16 protein-coding genes are annotated in these 18,914 nt (G+C 61.9%); 7 read left to right on the top strand and 9 right to left on the bottom strand.

Annotated elements, in window-relative coordinates:
- Positions 1-3: 3 nt before the first annotated feature.
- The 6 genes from fdhF to AC1DV6_RS09575 form a co-directional block, all read right to left on the bottom strand.
- Positions 4-2,895: a formate dehydrogenase subunit alpha gene (gene fdhF, locus AC1DV6_RS09600; RefSeq protein WP_477977230.1), complete on the bottom strand. Its 2,892-nt coding sequence runs from the start codon at positions 2,893-2,895 to the stop codon at positions 4-6.
- Positions 2,896-4,707, bottom strand: coding sequence for an NAD(P)H-dependent oxidoreductase subunit E (locus AC1DV6_RS09595; RefSeq protein ID WP_477977229.1), 1,812 nt, complete (start codon positions 4,705-4,707; stop codon positions 2,896-2,898).
- Positions 4,708-4,761: 54 nt separating this feature from the next.
- Complete coding sequence (locus AC1DV6_RS09590; protein WP_477977228.1) at positions 4,762-6,405, bottom strand: OFA family MFS transporter; 1,644 nt, start codon at positions 6,403-6,405, stop codon at positions 4,762-4,764.
- A gap of 165 nt (positions 6,406-6,570) precedes the next feature.
- On the bottom strand, positions 6,571-8,112 hold the full coding sequence (locus tag AC1DV6_RS09585; protein WP_477977227.1) for a methyl-accepting chemotaxis protein: 1,542 nt from the start codon (positions 8,110-8,112) through the stop codon (positions 6,571-6,573).
- Between the two features lie 125 nt (positions 8,113-8,237).
- A complete protein-coding gene (locus tag AC1DV6_RS09580) occupies positions 8,238-9,182 on the bottom strand; it encodes a LysR family transcriptional regulator (RefSeq protein ID WP_477977226.1) in 945 nt (314 codons plus the stop codon).
- An 86-nt stretch (positions 9,183-9,268) separates the two neighbouring features.
- Entirely contained in the window at positions 9,269-9,913 is a 645-nt protein-coding gene (locus AC1DV6_RS09575) for an NAD(P)-dependent oxidoreductase (protein ID WP_477977225.1), read from the bottom strand.
- Positions 9,914-10,021: 108 nt separating this feature from the next.
- On the opposite strand from AC1DV6_RS09575, the gene AC1DV6_RS09570 reads away from it, so the two are divergent.
- Positions 10,022-10,918, top strand: a complete 897-nt coding sequence (locus tag AC1DV6_RS09570) for a LysR family transcriptional regulator (protein ID WP_477977224.1) — start codon at positions 10,022-10,024, stop codon at positions 10,916-10,918.
- 67 nt (positions 10,919-10,985) lie between these two features.
- Here AC1DV6_RS09570 and AC1DV6_RS09565 read toward each other — a convergent pair whose 3' ends face one another.
- Complete coding sequence (locus AC1DV6_RS09565) at positions 10,986-11,747, bottom strand: SDR family oxidoreductase (protein WP_477977223.1); 762 nt, start codon at positions 11,745-11,747, stop codon at positions 10,986-10,988.
- 125 nt (positions 11,748-11,872) lie between these two features.
- On the opposite strand from AC1DV6_RS09565, the gene AC1DV6_RS09560 reads away from it, so the two are divergent.
- From AC1DV6_RS09560 to AC1DV6_RS09535, 6 genes are all read left to right on the top strand, one after another.
- Entirely contained in the window at positions 11,873-12,898 is a 1,026-nt protein-coding gene (locus AC1DV6_RS09560; RefSeq protein WP_477977222.1) for a hypothetical protein, read from the top strand.
- 53 nt (positions 12,899-12,951) lie between these two features.
- Complete coding sequence (locus tag AC1DV6_RS09555; protein WP_477977221.1) at positions 12,952-13,506, top strand: hypothetical protein; 555 nt, start codon at positions 12,952-12,954, stop codon at positions 13,504-13,506.
- An 86-nt stretch (positions 13,507-13,592) separates the two neighbouring features.
- Entirely contained in the window at positions 13,593-14,471 is an 879-nt protein-coding gene (locus tag AC1DV6_RS09550; protein WP_477977220.1) for a hypothetical protein, read from the top strand.
- Positions 14,472-14,499: 28 nt separating this feature from the next.
- Positions 14,500-15,075, top strand: a complete 576-nt coding sequence (locus AC1DV6_RS09545; RefSeq protein WP_477977219.1) for a sigma-70 family RNA polymerase sigma factor — start codon at positions 14,500-14,502, stop codon at positions 15,073-15,075.
- Positions 15,072-16,112 carry an ankyrin repeat domain-containing protein gene (locus tag AC1DV6_RS09540; protein WP_477977218.1) on the top strand — a complete coding sequence of 347 codons (1,041 nt, stop codon included), beginning with the start codon at positions 15,072-15,074 and terminating at the stop codon, positions 16,110-16,112. Before AC1DV6_RS09545 ends, AC1DV6_RS09540 begins: the two co-directional genes overlap by 4 nt.
- A 143-nt stretch (positions 16,113-16,255) precedes the next feature.
- Positions 16,256-17,386, top strand: coding sequence for a GGDEF domain-containing protein (locus AC1DV6_RS09535; protein WP_477977217.1), 1,131 nt, complete (start codon positions 16,256-16,258; stop codon positions 17,384-17,386).
- 9 nt (positions 17,387-17,395) lie between these two features.
- Here AC1DV6_RS09535 and AC1DV6_RS09530 read toward each other — a convergent pair whose 3' ends face one another.
- Together AC1DV6_RS09530 and AC1DV6_RS09525 are read right to left on the bottom strand one after the other, a co-directional pair.
- Entirely contained in the window at positions 17,396-18,562 is a 1,167-nt protein-coding gene (locus AC1DV6_RS09530) for a PQQ-dependent sugar dehydrogenase (protein ID WP_477977216.1), read from the bottom strand.
- Positions 18,563-18,668: 106 nt separating this feature from the next.
- Positions 18,669-18,893: a hypothetical protein gene (locus tag AC1DV6_RS09525; RefSeq protein ID WP_477977215.1), complete on the bottom strand. Its 225-nt coding sequence runs from the start codon at positions 18,891-18,893 to the stop codon at positions 18,669-18,671.
- Positions 18,894-18,914: the final 21 nt, after the last annotated feature.

Below are 18,914 nucleotides of genomic sequence, written 5' to 3'. Positions count from 1 at the left end.
ATGCTACTGCGTGGCAGCAGCCGCGGCAGCGGTTTGGGCTGTTCCGTAACCGCTCTTGCCCGCGACCGCGCCACCGCGGCGAATCGCCACGGCGCAGTACTTGAACTCGGGAATCTTGCCAAACGGATCCAGCGCTGCATTGGTCATCAGGTTGGCCGCTGCTTCGTAATACGCAAACGGGATGAACACTGCGCCGTGGGGCGTGCCATCGTCCCGGCGCACATGGATGGCGACCTGACCGCGGCGTGATTGCACAGTGATCACATCGCCTGCTTGCAAGCCCATCGCAGTCATGTCATCGCCACACATCGACGCCGTGGCCATGGGTTCAATCGCGTCCAGCACCGTAGCGCGGCGCGTCATGCTGCCGGTATGCCAGTGTTCCAGCTGGCGGCCGGTGATAAGCACAAACGGGAACTCTGCATCGGGCCGTTCGTTGGCAGGAATGATGTCGGCGGGCACCAGTTGCACACGGCCACTTTCGGTGGGGAACTTTTCAATGAACACGGTCGGCGAGCCCGGGTCTTCCGCGCTGAGGCACGGATAGGTTACGCTGGACTCGCGTTGCAGCCGCTCCCAGGTGATGCCAGAAATCGCAGCGTGCATGGCCTGGCGCATTTCTTCGTACACCGCGGCCACGCCGTCAAATTCGCCCTGGTAGCCCCAGTCCCGGCCCATGCGCTTGGCGATCTGTTGAATGATCCACAAATCTGGCTTCGCCTGGCCTGGTGGGTCGATCGCCTGTTTACCCAACTGCACCATGCGGTCGGTGTTGCTGACGGTACCGTTCTTCTCTGGCCAAGCCGTCGCGGGCAGCACCACATCGGCCAGCCACGCGGTCTCCGTCATGAAAATGTCCTGCACGACCAAGTGCTTGAGCGAGGCCAGCGCATGGCGGGCATGGTTCAAGTCGGGGTCGCTCATGGCCGGGTTCTCACCCATGATGTACATGCCATGCACCTTGTGCGGATCGCTGTCTTCGACCAGCGCCTTGTGCATGATTTCCACGACGGTGTAGCCGGGCTGGTCGTCCAGCTTCATGCCCCAGAAGTTCTCAAACCAGTCGTGCGCGGCTTTGTTGGTCACGCGCTGGTAGTTGGGGAACATCATCGGGATCAGGCCCGCGTCGGATGCGCCCTGCACATTGTTCTGCCCGCGCAGCGGATGCAGACCGGAGCCGGGCTTGCCGATCTGGCCAGCCACCGTCGCCAGCGCAATCAGGCAACGCGCGTTGTCAGTGCCATGCACGTGCTGGCTGATGCCCATGCCCCACAGAATCATCGCGCCCTTGGCCTTGGCGTAGGCCCGCGCCACTTCGCGCAGCGTCTGCGCCGGGATACCGCAAATCGGCTCCATGGCTTCAGGGCTGTAGCCTTTGACGTTTTCCTTCAGTGCTTCAAAGTTGTTGGCGCGCTTGGCGATGAAGTCGCCGTCGGCCAAGCCCTCTTCGATGATCACGTGGATCAGCGCGTTGAGCATGGCCACGTCGGTGTCGGCCTTGAACTGCAGTGTGCGCCAGGCGTGCTTGCCGATGTCGGTAATGCGCGGGTCGGCCAGCACAATCTTGGCGCCCAGCTTGGCTGCGTTCTTCATCCACGTCGCTGCCACCGGGTGGTTAGCGGTAGGGTTGGAGCCGATCACAAAGATCAGGTCCGAGTGCTCCACGTCATTGACCTGGTTGCTCACCGCGCCGGAGCCCACGCCCTCGAGCAGCGCAGCCACGCTGGAGGCGTGGCACAGGCGGGTGCAATGGTCCACGTTGTTGGAGCCGAATGCGGTACGCACCAGTTTCTGAAACAGATAGGCCTCTTCGTTGCTGCCTTTGGCCGAGCCAAAACCGGCCAGCGCCTTCTTGCCATATTTGTCGCGCAAGCCATTCAAGCTGCCAGCAGACAAGGCCAACGCCTCTTCCCATGTCGCTTCGCGGAACACGTCAGACCAGTCAGCCGTATCGCGGTTCAGCTTGTTCAGTGCCTCGGGATCCTTGGGCACACCGGCCTTGCGGATCAGCGGCATGGTCAGGCGCTGCGGGCTGGCTGCATAGTCAAAACCAAAGCGGCCCTTGACGCACAGGCGGCTGTGGTTGGCCGGGCCATCGCGTCCGTCCACGCTGACGATCACGTTGTCCTTGACGTTGTAAGTCACCAGGCAACCGACGCCGCAGAATGGGCAGACCGAATCGACTTTTTTGTCAACGATCTGCGAGCCGATTTGTGTCTTGGGCATCAGCGCGCCGGTCGGGCACGCCTGTACGCATTCGCCGCAGGCCACGCAGGTGCTGTCGCCCATGGGGTCGTTCAGGTCAAACACGATCTCGCTGTGCGAGCCACGCATTGCGTAGCCAATCACATCGTTGACCTGCTCTTCGCGGCAGGCGCGTACACAGCGGTTGCACTGGATACAGGCATCCAGATTCACGGCCATCGCCGGGTGCGAAATATCGGCCTTGGGTTGCTCGCGGCGCAGCGTTTTGAGCTCGGGGCGCACCTTCACATCCATGCGCGCGGCCCAGTCGCTCAGCTCGCCGTGCTGCTGCGACTCGTCCTTCTCGTTCCATTTGTAGCCCGTGTCCGGCATGTCGGAGAGCAGCATCTCCAGCACCATCTTCTGGCTCTTGACGGCGCGCTCACTGCTCGCCTGAACTTCCATACCGGCCGTGGCGCTGCGGCAGCAGCTTGGCGCCAGCGTGCGCTCGCCCTTGATCTCGACCACACAGGCGCGGCAATTGCCGTCGGCCCGCATGCCGTCCTTGTAGCAAAGGTGGGGGATGTCGATGCCGTGGCGCTTGGCGGCCTTGAGAATGGTTTCACCCTCAAAAGCATGGATCGTTTTTTGGTCGAGCTTGAACTCCACGGTTTGCGGAGTCACTTCGTTGAGGCGGGTTGGTGCGTTCATTTAGCTCACCTCGTGTGCAAAGTATTTCTGGACACAGCGCACCGGATTCGGTGCGGCCTGCCCCAATCCGCAGATCGAGGCATCGGTCATCACCACATTCAGGTCTTCCAGGGTGGTGTTGTCCCACACCGGTGCTTCCATCAGTTTGGCCGCCTTGGCGGTGCCGACGCGGCATGGCGTGCATTGGCCACAGCTCTCGTGCTCGAAAAACCGCATCATGTTCAACGCGGCATCGCGGGCCTTGTCGTGCTGGCCCAAAACGATCACCGCCGCCGAGCCGATAAAGCCACCGTGCGGCTGCAAGGTATCAAAGTCCAGCGGCACATTAGCCATGCTGGCCGGGAAAATACCGCCCGATGCGCCACCGGGAAGGTAGGCATACAGCGTGTGGCCGTCCAGCATGCCACCGCAATATTCTTCAATCAACTCGGTCAGCGAAATACCCGCCGGCGCCAGCTTGACACCTGGATGCTTGACCCGGCCGCTGACGCTGAATGAACGCAGGCCCTTGCGGCCATTGCGACCAAAGCCGCTGAACCAGGCAGGGCCTTTTTCAATGATGTCGCGTACCCAGTACAGCGTCTCAAAGTTGTGCTCCAGCGTGGGCCGGCCAAACAGGCCGACCTGGGCGATGTAGGGGGGGCGCATGCGAGGTTCACCGCGCTTGCCTTCAATGCTCTCGATCATCGCGGACTCTTCGCCGCAGATATAGGCACCGGCACCGCGACGCAGTTCGATCAGCGGTAACGGGCATGGTGGGCAGGCTTGTAGCTTGGCCAGCTCGGCCTCCAGAATTTCGCGGCAACCGTGGTATTCGTCGCGCAGGTAGATATAGCAAGCAGGCGTACCCACCACCTGGGCAGCAATCAGCAGGCCCTCCAGGAAACGGTGGGGGTCGCGCTCCAGGTAGGTACGGTCCTTGAAGGTACCGGGTTCGCCTTCGTCAATATTGACGGCCATCACGCGGGGTGCGGGCTGGTCGCGCACGATGCGCCACTTGCGCCCGGCCGGGAAACCGGCGCCGCCCAGGCCGCGCAGGCCGGAGTCTTCCATCGCCTTGATGACGCTCTCTACATCCTGCTCGCCGTTGACCAGAGCAGCGGCCAACGCATAGCCGCCGCGTGCGCGGTAGGTCTCGTAACCGGTATAGCCAGGTGCCACTTCCACCGCGTGTGGGTAGGGCGACACGCTCATTTCGGCGTGACTGGATGCTATAAAATCAGTAGCTGCTTGCGCACTAGGGTGGCGCTCTGTGGCCGATTTGACCAGTGAAATCACAGCATCCGTGGTAGCCATTGGCACCGGACGCTGGTGCACCGCAACGACAGGTGCCTGTTCGCAACGGCCCAGACACGGTGCAGGAATGACGCGCACCTCCGAACTGCCCAACAAGGCGGGCAACCGCTTCAACAAATCCTGTGCTCCAGCCATCTCACAGCTCAGACCGTCGCACACGCGAACCGTCAAGCCGGGAACGGTCTCGTCACCCTTCACCACTTCAAAGTGGTGGTAGAACGTGGCGACCTCATAGACCTCGGCCATCGGAATATTCATTTCCTTGGCCAGCGCTACCAAGTGCCTGTCATGCAGGCAGCGGTAGGCATCGTTAATCTTGTGCAGATGTTCAATCAGCAGATCGCGGCGGTGACCGTCCGTTGGCCGCTCACCAATCAGTGCACGCACTTCCAGCAGCGATGCTTCGTCAGCCTGGCGGCCCTTGAGCTTGCTTTTGCGGCGAATGGTGCTGCGCATGTCCTCCACCGAGGCAAGCGCCACCGGCTGGACTTCCACTGAGGAACCAGAGTTTTGCATACGACTTCCAAAAGGGCCGTGCGGCACACGCCACACGGCCGTTTTACCTAATGATCAGGCAAAGAACTTCATCACGCTCAGCGACGTACGGTATACGCCCCAAGCCAACGGAATGCCAACGGCAACCCAAGCCAGTGCAACGACCACTGGGCTGACGGTATCGGCACTGCCACCTTCGCTACGCACCAGCTCGGAAGCTGCTGCCTTTTCGTGGGCGAGCTTCTTCTCAGCAGCCAGTTCAGCGTCGGTCATGAACCATTTGTTGTCCAAAGGCTTGACCAGCAGGTTGCAGATCAGGCCCACCACCAGCATGCCCACCAGGATGTACATGGTCTGGTTGTAAACCTGCTCGCGTGGAATGCCAATGCTCAATTGGTACTCGCGCATGTAGTTCACCACCACTGGACCGAGAATGCCGGCCGTGGCCCAGGCTGTCAGCAGACGGCCATGGATAGCGCCCACCATTTGCGTACCGAAGATATCGGCAAGATAGGCTGGCACGGTGGCAAAACCACCGCCGTACATACTCAAGATAATGCAAACTGCGCTAACAAACAGCACGATGCTGCCGGCTGCCGCGCTGCTGGGAATGCTGAAGTACATCAGGCCACCCAGCACAAAGAAGACCACATAGGTCACTTTGCGGCCCAGCTTGTCAGACAGGCTGGCCCAGAAGAAACGGCCACCAATGTTGAACAGGGACAACAGCGCGGTAAAACCGGCAGCCACCGTGGCGATAGCAGCCAGTTGGGCTTTGTCCAACTCGCCAAACTTGGCGGAAACGCCAATCAACGAGCCGCCAAACATTTCCTGCAGCATCGGGGACGCCATACCGATCACGCCGATCCCAGCGCTCACGTTCATGCACAGCACCATCCAGATCAGCCAGAACTGGGGAATGCCCCAAACCTTGCTGACGTGCACGTGCTTTTGCGTAATCATGGTGTTGCTGACTTGCGCAGGTGGGGGTGTCCAGCCGGCTGGCTTCCAGCCGGTTTCAGGGACGCGGTAGCCAAAGGCACCGGCCATCATGAACACGAAATAGACCAGCGCCATCACGATGAAAGTCTGCATCACGCCCACATCAGTAGGGGTTGCAAAGTACTTCATCAGGTCAGCGGCCAGCGGGGAGCCAATCATCGCGCCGCCGCCAAAGCCCATGATGGCCATGCCGGTTGCCATACCGCGGCGGTCCGGGAACCATTTGATCAGCGTAGACACGGGCGAGATGTAGCCCAGACCCAGGCCAATACCGCCAATGACGCCAGAGCCCAGAATCATCAGCCAGAACTGGTGTAAATGAATGCCCAGCGCCGAGATCAACATGCCGCCGCACCAGCAGACTGCGGATACGACACCCGCTTTGCGCGGACCAGAACGCTCAAGCCAGCCGCCCCAGGTGGCAGCGCTAATGCCCAACAACACGAAAAACAGCGTGTACATCCAGCCCAGCGTGGAAATCTGCCAATCGCAAGTGGTGGTGAACAACTGTCCCCAAAAACCGACATCGGGGCCGCATTTGATAGCTTCCTTCAGCCCGAGAGCCTTGGAAAGTGGCAGCCAAAACACGGAAAAACCGTAGGCCATACCAATACACAAATGGATCGCCAATGCCGCTGGTGGTACCAGCCATCGGTTAAAGCCCGGACCGGCAATGATCCGTTCCTTGTCCAGTAAACCTGGGGTTGCAGTTGTCATTTATCTCTCCAATATCGTAATTGTTCAACAACACGCTGTGAGGCGTGGCGGGAGTATCGACGCATGCCAACCATGCGTCCAATTGAATCGTGACATGAATTGATTCAAAAAGTAAATGTGGCAGTGCAACAAATGAGGATTAATTCCGATTTCACGGTCCTGTCATCAACCGTGAATCTTGAAACCGTTCATCGCCGCAACCAGCACGCCCGCCTGTTCGCGCATCTTCATCGCCGCCGCCGCGGCTTCTTCCACCAGCGCGGCGTTTTGCTGGGTCATCTGGTCGATCTCGGACACGCTGTTGTTCACGCTCTCGATGCCAATACGCTGTTCGTTGCTGGCCAGGGCGATGCCGTCAATGAAGCCCACTACCTCCTGAATGGAGCGGGTGATCTGCTCCATGGATACCCGCGCCTTATCCACCAGCTCGCTGCCGGTGTCCGCCGTGTTGACCGAGGTATCAATCAAAGCCTTGATTTCGCGCGCCGCTGCGGACGCCCGTCCCGCCAGGCTGCGCACCTCGGTTGCCACCACGGCGAAGCCCCGCCCCTGTTCGCCAGCGCGGGCGGCCTCTACGGCTGCATTGAGCGCCAGGATATTCGTCTGAAAAGCGATGCCTTCGATCAGACCAACGATGTCATTGATGCGGTGCGCATTGGCTTTGATTTGGCCCATGGTGTCCACCACCTGCCCCACCACAGCGCCGCCTGTGGTGGCCATCCCGGACACCGAACCCACCAGCGTGTTCAACTGATTGGCCTTGTCGGCGTTCTGGCTGACAGTGGCCGTCAGTTCGTGCACCGCACTGGCCGCCGCGTTGACTTCAGAGGCCTGTTTTTCCGTACGGTTGGCCAAATCCATATTGCCGTCGGCAATCTCGCCGGTGCCCTCGGTCACCCGCTGTGCGGCGAGCCGCACATTGCCCACCAGACCATTCAGGCCGACGTTGATACTGTTAATTGCCAGCAACAACTGGCCAATATCGCCTCCGTCACCCACATGCACCTGCTGCAGCAAATCGCCTCCCGCCAGACGCTGCGCCGCTTGGCGTCCTTGGTGGACGGGTTGCACCACAAAGCGTTTCACCAGGAGGTAGGTCACCAGCCAGACAAAGCCCACCGAGAACGCGCCAAAGCCCTGTTGAACCGGGTCCTCCAGGCGCCCCAGCAACCACTGCGCCACGCCGAACATCGCGCCGTACGCCAACGCTATCTGCCATGCCATGGCAGAAGCCAGCCCCATGTTGGGGTTGTGGCTGACGTCCAGCCCGACAAACAAAATGCCCACCACCTGCCCCGACCCGTCGCGTACCGGGTTGTAACGGGTGAGGTAGCGTTTACCGAATACGGTGGCGTAACCGACATAGGACTCGCCCTGCAGCGCCAGGCGGTACGCTGGCTGGGACCGGTCCAGCGGTGTGCCCACGGCGCGCTCGCCGTCCTGCTTGCGCACCGACGTACTGACCCGCACAAAATCCTCGCCAACACGCGCAAAGATGGTGGCGAGCAGGCCCGTGCGTTCGGTAAAGCCATCAGGGATGGAGAAGTCCAGATTTAACGCCCGCTCACCGTTGCGCAAGACAGGAATCGCCTTGCCACCGATATCCACGGTTTGCGCGCTATCGAGCGCAAAGCGCCCTGGCATGGCCGCGGCGAAACTGGCGCAAGCCGAACGGATACGCTGCGATTTGGTTGTCAGAGTGAACATAGGTATTTTTTTATTGGCTCATGCCGCACTGTGAAGGTCCGCAGTATCTGAGGCATGACGCCCCGGGTCCAATTCAATTGAATCATCAAATGATTCAAAAAACAAATATGGCGATGCAACACCGCTCAAACGGACAATAAACCGCTGTGCGCTGCGGCATGGCGCAGCCAGGCTCCGTCCTGCGCCAGCGCCAACGCCGCTTCGAGCGCGCGCGACGGCCGGGCTGCGGCGTGCGACATGAAGCCAATCGGCGTGCGCACCTCAGGCCCGGTCAATGGCAGCGCCTCCAGTTCATGGTGGTTGCGCACCGTTCCCACCAGCGCGCCCGGCATCACACTGCTGACGCTGCCGGCCAGCACGCTGAGCACCATCGTCAGGATCGAATTGGTCTCTATCGCGGGCTGCACCGTCACACCGGCAGTGGTGAAAGCCGCATCCACAATGCTGCGGTTGTGCATCTCAGGCGTCAGCAGGCACAGCGGCAGTTTCGCCAGCTCTTTCCACTTGACTTTGGCGCCTATCTGCAGACCATCGCGATTGGGTTTGGCCGCGCGGCGCAGCAAAAAGTAATGCTCGGTGTACTGCGGCCAGGCCAACAGCCGCGTACCGCGCAGCCCCATGCGATCGGTGTAACCCAACGCCAGGTCGATTGACAATTCGTCCAGCCCTTTTTCCAGCGCAGCCGAACTCATGGAAAGCACATTGGGCTGAATGCCCGGATGGCGCGCCTGCAGCATCGCGGCAAAGCGGGCCGCAATCGGAATGGCTGTCGGGACCGCCGCAATCGTCAGAATGCCGCGCGGCAAATGGGTTTCACTCTTGAGTTCTTGCTGCAGCGTCGCATGCTCATGAATCATCAGCTGCGCCGTGGCCAGCACCCGTTCGCCCTCCGGTGTTAGCCCGGCATACACGCGGTCCCGTTTGACGATGACCACCTTGAATTCTTTTTCCAGCGCCCGCAGCGCATTGGATAGCGCGGGCTGCGTGATGTGGCACGCTTTGGCCGCACGGCCAAAGTGTTGGTGTTCGTTCAGCGCAACCAGATAGCGCAGGGAAGACAGCAGGTTCATCGCATCAGACGTAGCAAGGTATGTCCAAATGTACTACCCCACTTATTTCCTCCGCTACCGAACAGCAGCGCCTCCCAATACCCGGATCAGTTCGCCACAGTAAACCGCTTGCGGCTGTGCTTGGGCGTCTGGATTTCGTCGACGATGGCGACGGCCAGGTCGGCGACTGAAATGCCTGCGGGGGCATCACCCACGCCGGGCAGCAGATCGTCAGCACCCACGCGATACTGGCCGGTGCGCGCGCCAGGCGCCAGCGCGATCGGAGGCGACAGGAAGACCCAGTCCAGCGCGGTCTCTTTGTAGAGGCGGTTCAGCAGCTCGCGAGCCGCCAGTGCGCCCTGCTTGTATTCGGCCGGAAACGGTGGTGTGTCCACCAGTTGCACACCCGGTGCCACGAACAAGCTGCCTGCTCCACCAACCAGCAGGATACGTTTGAGGCCTGCACTCTTCGTGCCTTCCAGAATCGCCGCGCTGCCTTGCAAAAAGATGTCGTGGATTTTCGGCTCGGTCCAGCCGGGGTTGTAGGCGCTGATCACAGCGTCCGCACCCGCTACGGCCTTGGCGACTTGGCTGGCGTCCAGCACGTCCGCAGCCACCACAGTCAAGCCGGCTTGCGGGGCAAATTTGCCGGGATTGCGGGCCAGCGCGGTCACTTGATGGCCCCGGCTGAGCAATTCGGTCAATACGGCGGAGCCTACAAAACCGGTGCCGCCAATCAGTGCGATGTGCATGTCAAAACTCCTGTCAGTGAAAGAAGACTCTAGTGTTCCTGCTTCACCAATCTTTGACTAGATGGGTTAAATCGCTATTACCATGAAGCCCTACTTCACAATAAACCTATGGACCAACTCAAACGCATGGCGATCTTCGCCGAGGTCGTGGCGGCCGGATCGCTGACGGCCGCCGCCAAGCGGCTCGACATGACGCCCTCTGCCGTGAGTCAACATCTGCGCCAGCTGGAACAGGCGCTCGGCCTGGCCCTGCTGCACCGCTCCACCCGCAAACTGACGCTGACCGAAGCCGGAGCGCGCTACCACGTGGGCTGTGCGGCCATGGTGGCAGCGGCCCGCTCGGCTGAAGGGGCGCTGGCACTGTTGCGCGATGAGCCCGAGGGCGAGCTGCGGCTGGCCGCGCCCATTGGCTTTGCCAGCCTGTTGGCCACTGCGTTGGCCCCGTTGCGCAGCCATCCCAAGCTGACGCTGCGCCTGTTGCTGGATGACGCGGTGATTGACCTGATCGAGGCGCGCGTAGACATCGCGCTGCGGGTTGGCCAGTTGGCCAACTCCAGCCTGGTGGCGCGCAAGCTGGGCAGCATGGAGCGCCAGTTGTGCGCCTCGCCCGCCTATCTGGCAGAACATGGCTGGCCAGCGCATCCGCAAGACCTGTTGCAACACGCCTGGCTGGGCAGTGGCGCTGACAACACCACCTTTGACACCCTGGAACTGCGCGGCCCCGGTGGCGAACTGGAAACGGTGCAACTGCATGGCCGGGTGCAGGCCACACAGGTGTCGGCGTTGCACGCCCTGTGTGTCGCAGGTTGGGGCATCTGCATGGCCGTGCGCCAGGAGGACTTCTCTGCGTTGGCCGAAGGGCGGCTGATGCCCGTGCTGCCGGGCTGGAAGTTGGGCGATATGCCGGTCTACGCGATCACACCGCGGCGCGGTGAGCAGCCGGCCAAGGTGCGGCACACGCTGGACATTCTGGCGACGTATTTTGCTGGCATGGCGCCCCGCTAAGCAGCGCAGTCACTCCTGTTTTGATAGCTGCTTACGCACACCCCGCGGGCGCTCCAGGCATTTTTTCTTATACAGACGTCATACCACCATCTATCGTGTGCGCATGCCCCGTCACAAACGACGATGCATCGGAACACAGCCACAGCACGGCCGCCGCCACCTCGTCTGCTTCGCCAATGCGGCCCATGGGATGCATCTGGGCGGCCGTCGCGCCCACCTTGGGGTCGGCCTGCACTGCGCGGTCGTACATCACGGTGCGGATCACGCCCGGGCAGACCGCGTTGACACGGATGTTCTTGCGGCCATATTCCACCGCGGCTGATTTGGTCAGGCCCAGCACCGCGTGCTTGCTGGCACTGTAGGCTGCCATCTTGGGCGCGCCGATCAGGCCCGCGACCGACGCGGTGTTGACGATAGACCCACCACCCTGCTTCACCATCTGCGCCAGCTGGTACTTCAGGCACAGCCAGACGCCCTTGACGTTAACGCCCATGATGCGGTCAAAGGTGTCCTCGGTGCAGTCGGCCAGGCGCATGTGTTCCTCTTCAATGCCAGCGTTGTTGAAAGCGCAATCCAGCCGACCAAAGTGCGCCACGGTTTGCGCCACCATCGCCTCGACTTGCGCGGCTTGCGTCACGTCAGTCTGGATGAACAGCGCTTGCGCGCCCACGGCCTCAACCTGTTGCAGCGTCTCCTGTCCCGCCTTGGCGTCGCGGTCTGTCACCACCACCTTGGCGCCCGCCCGGGCAAACGCCAGCGCACTGGCGCGCCCAATGCCACCACCCGCACCGGTGATCACCACGACCTTGTCATCGAAACGCACTTGCATGCCAACTCCTCAGAAAAAAGTATCTTAGGCGTTGCCACAAGCCGCGCCGCACGGCGCGGTAACCCGTGCGACACCTTGTACGATGGCATGTCACCCTTCCATCACCCTCAACACAAGGAACGTTAATGAGTTTTTCAGCCGCCTTTGGTCGTACTGCCTTCAGCAGCCTTGCTTTCGCTCTTTGCGCATTCGCGCTTGGTGCACACGCCGCACCCGTCGTGGGTACCGACAACGTGGAGGCCATCAAGGAAAACAAGCGCGTGGTCATCAGCCGGTTTGGGGTGGAGTTCTACACACAACTCTTTGGTGAAGGACGCTCCGGCAAAAACACCGCGCGCATGACGGCGACACTGGAAGGCATCAGCGACGCAACGCGCCAGGCCATCACCGAGCAGGCCTATACCGACACCGTGCAAACGCTGCAAAAAGCCGGTTACGAAGTGCTGGACCTGGCCCCATTGGCCAGCCAGCCTGTGTTCCAGACGCTGGAAGCCAAATACGCCAAGCCTTCGCCCTACTTGGTCGAAGACGAAAAGATGCTGCAAGGCGGCAAGCAGCTCAGCCAGATCATCGCGCCCGCGGGCCGAATGGCATATTTCCAATCGGGATCGGCGCGCGGTGACTTGTCACAGCGTATCGACGCGCAAAACCAGGGCATTGGCAGACAGGCAGGGGATCTCGCTAAAGCCGTAGGCGCCACACTGCTTGAAGTGCATGTGTTGGCCAGCTTTGGCACCGTGAGCGCTACCAAAAACGGCGCACTGCGCATCTTTGCAGGCAGCGCCGCCCGCGCAGGTATCGAAGCCCAGCCCGTGTTGTTCCCTGAAGAAACGCAAATCCAGATCATCAACACCGAGGGCGCTCGCACCTTTGGCAACAGCCGCCGCATGGGCCACACCGGCGCGGTCTACCTCAAGGAGCCTCTGGTGGCAGCCACCAACATCTTCGAGATGCGCGACACCATGCCCGAAGGTGAAAAAGACAAGCAATCTGCGATGAACATGCTGACTGGTTTCCTGAGCGGTACCAGCGAACGCACGGCCACCAGCGCCGTCAAGGCAAGCAGCGAAGAGGCCTACCGCGCCACCTACCAGGCCCTGATCCGCGAAGCCATTGAATCGCTGGTAGCAGGGCTGGGCAACGCCCGCTAACCGGCGCACAATCCCCGCGTTATTGATAACAACAGGAGACAGACATGGTTGATATGGCTTCTTTGTGGCTGCCCATCGCTTTGGCGCCGGTGGCAGTTTTCATTACCAGCTCCGTGATCCACATGGCCACGCCCTGGCACAAGAAGGACTACCCCAAGGTACCCGACGAAGAGAAGTTTCTGGAAGCGATGCGCCCGCTGGCGCTGCCACCAGGGGACTACGTGGCGCCAAGCTGCGACAGCATGGAAGAGATGAAGTCGCCGGAATTTGCCGCCAAGAAGAATGCCGGCCCGAATGTCATGATGACCGTGCTGCCCAACGGCATGCCGAATATGGGCAAGACGCTGGGCCAGTGGTTTTTGTTTTCTGTGGTGGTGACGCTGATCGCCGCCCATGTGGCCGCGATATCGCTGGCGCCGGGCGCCCACCACGCGGTGGTGTTCCATGTGGTCTGGGAAACTGCCTTTGCTGGATACGCACTGGCGCTGTGGCCGCTGGCAATCTGGTACGGTCGCGCCTGGGGAACGACGTTGCGCGGCACGGTCGATGGCCTGGTCTACGCGCTGATCACCGGCGCCCTGTTTGCCTGGGCCTGGCCGCAGGCCTGAACCTGAAAAAATAATTCACGGGGTTTAACCCCATTCGCTCAGCGCCACCGTTTAAGTCAACTCCACCACTGCTATGGAGTTGACTTATGAAACGGTTTTTGCGCATTTCTGCCCGGAACATGGCCCTGTGCTCCCTGCTGGCCTGCTCCGCCCTGCCTGCTCTGGCCATAGGGCGTCTGGCAGATATCAATCTGATTGACCGCAACACCGGCGCCACGCTGCCGGTCTACATGCACCGCGGCGAATACTGGGTCGCCGGGCAACCCAACGCGCGCTACGCCATCGCCATCCGCAACAAGGGCGGTGAGCGGTTGTTGGCGGTCACGTCGGTCGATGGCATCAACGTGCTCAGCGGTGCCGCCGCCGGCTACAACCAGACCGGCTATGTGTTCGGCAACTACAGCGGTTATGAAATCACCGGCTGGCGCAAGAGCGACAGCGAGATTGCGGCCTTCGAGTTTGCCGCTTCAGGGGACTCCTATGCAGCGCAGACGGGGCGGCCCGCGCAAGTGGGTGTGATTGGCGTCGCGCTGTTCAAGGAGCGCCAACCCGAACCCGTGGTTCAGTACGCACCTGCACCTTTTCCAACGTTGGGCATGCTCCGCAAAGACGGCGCCGCCAGCGAGTCACGCATCCGCGAGGAAGCGGCGCCCCCGCCACCTGCAGCACCCGCCGCAAAAGGCCTGGCGCTGAATCTGGAAAGCAGCCGTGCCGCCGACAGCGCACCCGCGGCAGCACAACGGCTGGGCACGGGCCACGGCCAGCGCGAGACATCGGTCGTATCGCACACCGGCTTCGAACGCGCGCAATCCCAACCCAATGAGGTCATCCGAATCCGCTACGACAGCCGCGAGTCACTGATAGCGATGGGAGTGATCCCCGACACCAACCGGCGCATCCCCAAGCCCTTCCCGCAGTCCGAGACCGCGTCCTATGTGCCGGACCCACCGGTACGCCGCTATTGATCGACGGTGATGGCACCATAATTTGCGGATGCCTGCGGACATCTCTGACACCGACGAAGCCCTGATGTTGCGCTATGGCCAGGGCGACGTTGCGGCGTTTGAGGTGCTGTACCGCCGCCACGAGATGGGCAGCTGGCGCTTCATCCTGCGCAGCGTGCGGGTGCAGGCAGTGGCGGATGATTTGTTGCAGGACGTCTGGTTTGCCGTGGCACGCCAGGCCGACAAATACCAGCCCAGCGCCAAGTTCAAGACATGGCTGTTCACGCTGGCGCACCACCGGGTGGTGGACCACTTTCGCTCCGCCAAGGCGCATGTCAGCCTGGACGTTGAAGCGGATGACGACAGCGGACCGGCATTGACGCTGGCCGCCGATTCGGGCTTTGGCCCAGTGCGGCAACTGGAATCACGGCAGCAGGCGCGGGCCCTGCTGGATGCGATTGAATCCTTGCCCGCAGCGCAGCGGCAGGCTTTCCTGCTGCAGGCGGAGGCTGGCATGGATGTACAGGAAATCGCCCGGGCCACGGGCACCAGTTTCGAGACGGCCAAGAGCCGCCTGCGCTACGCGCGCAACCATCTGCGCGAAGCACTGAAGGACATGGCATGACCACACCGCAAGACGATCTGCAACGCCTCTACGAAGAAGCCTCGGCGATGGACGACGCGCAGCCGGCGCCACAGGTGCGTTCGGCTGTGCTGGCCCACGCCACGATGCTGGCGCAAGGCCGTGCGGCCGCCACCGCGGAAGCCGCGCCAAGCGTCAAAGCTGCGGCCAACTGGCCGCAATGGAAATCCGGCCTGGTCGCCAGCGTCCTGCTGGTACCCGTATTGGGCATGCTGATGCTGCACATGAAGGACACGCCGGAATGGCAGGAGCCGGTACCGGCGCCTGTGCATTCCGCTGTGCCTTCCGAATTGGCTGAGGCGTCCAAGCCCTCTGCAGCCGTTGCGCCTGCGCCCGTTGCAGTTGCACCCACGGCCCCGACTGCGCCGATGGCACCGGCCATGCGCAAGGAGACTGCTGTTACCGAGGCCGTCGCGCGCAAAGCGCAAGTAGCCGAGGTGCACGCACCTGAGGCCGCCACCGCCGCCAAAGCACTTGCGGCACCTACCGCACCTGCCGCGCCTGCGCCCCCCTTCGCACCCGGACCAGCGGCTCCAGCCGCAAAAATTGCGGATGCAGCGCCTGCGCCAGCAGCGGCGTTTGATCGGCCCGCCATGCAGGGCAGCCTGGGCGCTACCGCGAACGCAGAACCGCGCGCAGACCGCGCCGCGCCCAGCGCGGCCCGGGCGCGAGAGACCGCGCCCTTGACATCCAGTTTCGCTCCAGCGCCAGCGCCCACCAAATCGATTTCCGTGGCACGCAGCGCATATCGACCAGATGCAACACTGCTGCTGTTGGCGGCGCGCGAGGGAGACCTGACCATGTTGCTGGCGCAGTTGAATGACGGCGCGTCACTGCAGGCGCGGGACACGCAGGGCCGCACCGCGCTGATGTGGGCCGCAATTGGCGGGCACACCGCGATCGTCCAGCACCTGCTGGAGCTGGGCGCTGACCGCGCCGCAACCGACAAACAGGGACTGACCGCGCTGCAACACGCGCAACGTATGGGGCAGAAGGAAGCGGCAGCCCTGCTGGAATAAGCGATTTCAGAGGGAAAAATGCCTGAAACGCCCGTAGAACGTGCGTAAGCAGCTACTGAATTTATAGCAATCCCCGAGACACTGCGCCGCACGGAAAGGCGGCATTTTGGCGTCACAATGGCCGCAACACCGGCAAAAACACAATGCTCGACGTCCCTACCCTGTTCCTCTCCGCGCTGACGGCACAGACACTTCTTGTGCTGATGCTGGTGGTCGTGTTTTGGGGGCGCTTTCGCGATGGCTTGCTGGAATGGTCGATTGCCGGTGCGCTGGAAGTGTGTGGCTGGCTGCTGTTCATTGCCAAATCGCATGTGCCGGGCTTCATGTCGGCGGCGGTCGCGGTCACCCTGCTGTCGCTGTGCCTGAGCCTGTCGCGCATCAGCCTGAAGCGGTTCTATGGCGAATCGGTAGCGCGTTGGGAAATCTGGCTGGTACCCCTGGTGTGCCTGGTACAGCAAACCATTTGGCTGGAGGATGGCCACAGCCGCATCATTTTTGCCAATCTGGTGCTGGGTGGCCAAGCGCTGTGGTGCTGCTGGCCGCTGCTGAAACCGCGGCAGGACGGAACAGACCGTTCGCGCTACCTGCTGGTGGCCGGGTTCTCCATCTTTGCGATCAGCCTGTTTGCCAGATCACTGCTGACGGCCGTGGCGCCGCAGCTGATGCCCGATCTTCGCTCCCCCACGCCGATCAATGTGCTGTCCATGTGGACCACGTTCATGACGGTGGTGCTGATCAATGTGAGCCTGTTGATGCTGCACCAGGACCGCGCCTGGTTCAAAAATCTGCGGCTGGCATTGACGGACCCACTGACCGGTTTGCTCAACCGCCGTGCGCTGATGGAGGCCTCTGCGCGCGAGATAGCCGTCGCGCGGCGCCGCAGCCACGGCCTGATCGTGATGATGATGGATCTGGATTTCTTCAAGAAAATCAATGACACCCACGGCCACCCCGCGGGGGACGTAGCCCTGAAGCTGTTCGCCGCCTGCATCCGCGAAGAAGCGCGCCAGTCCGACCTCGTGGCGCGCTACGGTGGTGAAGAGTTCTGCGTCGTGTTGACCGGCGGCAGGCTCGCCGATGCGGAACATCTGGCAGAGCGCATACGCAAGCGACTGGAGGCCAAGCCCCTGCAAACCGGAGAGATCTTGCGTTTCAGTGCCGGTGTCAGCGCGTGGCAAGCAGGCGAGCCCGATCTGGATGCGGCAATACAGCGCTCGGACACGGCGCTTTACCAAGCCAAGGAAACCGGCCGCAACCGCACCGTGGTTGCCTGAGCAGATCGCTCAGGACTTCACGAGCCGGTAGACCACGCCGGAATCCGTCAACACATACAACTCGCGTTGCGCGTCTTCGCCAAACGAAAGGATATGGCCCACATTCGCAACCGGCCAGGTCGTGCGCTCGGCGGCCGCGCCATCGCGCAAGGCAAAGCTCTTCAGCCAGCCGCCGCAGTAGTCTGAATAAAAGTAGCGGCCCTGGACCTCGGGCATCGCGCTGCCGCGGTAGACGTAGCCGCCAGTGATGGAGCAGCCGTTGACGCCCCCTGCGCCGTGCTCGTACTCCAGCACCGGGAGCGTGAGGCCCGTCATGTTGCAGGTGCCGGCGCCGTAGCATTGCGTGCCTTCCATCACCTTCCAGCCGTAGTTCAAACCGGCGGCACTCGCTGCGGCGATGTTGACTTCTTCGCGGCTGTCCTGCCCCACGTCGGCGACATACAGTTGCACTCCGTCAAACGCAAAGCGCCAGGGGTTGCGCAAGCCGGTCGCCCAGATCTCGGAGCGCTTGCCGGCCTGCCCGATAAACGGATTGCCAGCCGGGGAGGCATAGGGATCGGTCAGCGACGCGCTGCGCACATCCAGGCGCAACATCTTGCCCAGCAGCACATTGGTGTTTTGCCCATTGCCCGAAGGGTCTCCGCTACCACCACCATCACCTATCCCCGCGTACAGAAAACCATCCGGACCGAAGCTCAGCTGCCCGCCGTTGTGGTTGGAGAAATTGGAGTGGGAAATGGTCAATATGCGCAAGGCCGATGCGGGGTCCGCCAGGTCTGCGTTGACAGAAGACCGGCTGAAACGCTCAATGGCGATATCGCCGTTGGGCACGGTGAAATAAACAAAGAAGAACCCGTTGGTCGCATAGTTTGGATCAAACGCCATCGACAACAGGCCACGTTCTCCGCTGGACGAAATTCGCGCGCTGACGTCGAGAAACGGCACCCCGGTGAGTGCGCCATTCTTCAGGATGCGGATGCGCCCGGGTTGCTCAACAATGAACAGGCGCGCGTCCCCGCTGGGTGCGGTCAGAAATACCGGCGACATGAGGCCGGAGGCGACCTGCTGCAATTGAATGCCAAACGTGGACGGTGGCGGCGGGGGCGTTGTTTGCGCCCCGCCTGCCCCACCGCCGCAGGCAACGAACAGCGCCGTTGACGCGAGCAGTGTCGACATGCGAACACCGAAAAGCCGCCAATAGGACATATGCCGCTCCTTGGTCATCTGCGGATTGCAATCTCTGGCGCAAACCTATGCTGCGCCTCCCAGCTATTCACCCAGCTTAGTTGCTGGGCGCGCTGGCGGTTGGCGCGGGAACAGGCACGGGGACCACAACGGTTGTGCCGTTGGTACCAGGGGCACCGGGCAGACCCGTAGGACCTGCCGGGCCGGGTTGGCCCGCAGGTCCGGGTACCACGACCACCGGCTGTGGTGTCGAAGGCTGGCATGCGGCCATGCCCAGCGCAAGAACAAAAGTGCTGAATAGCAAAGCAATCGTCGTTTTCATGGCGTTTCCCCAATGGTTGGT

The organism is Rhodoferax sp. P2_H8_2 (assembly GCF_056403235.1).
Note: the sequence above shows the minus strand (reverse complement) of the source record. Positions and strands in the feature narration are given on the sequence as shown.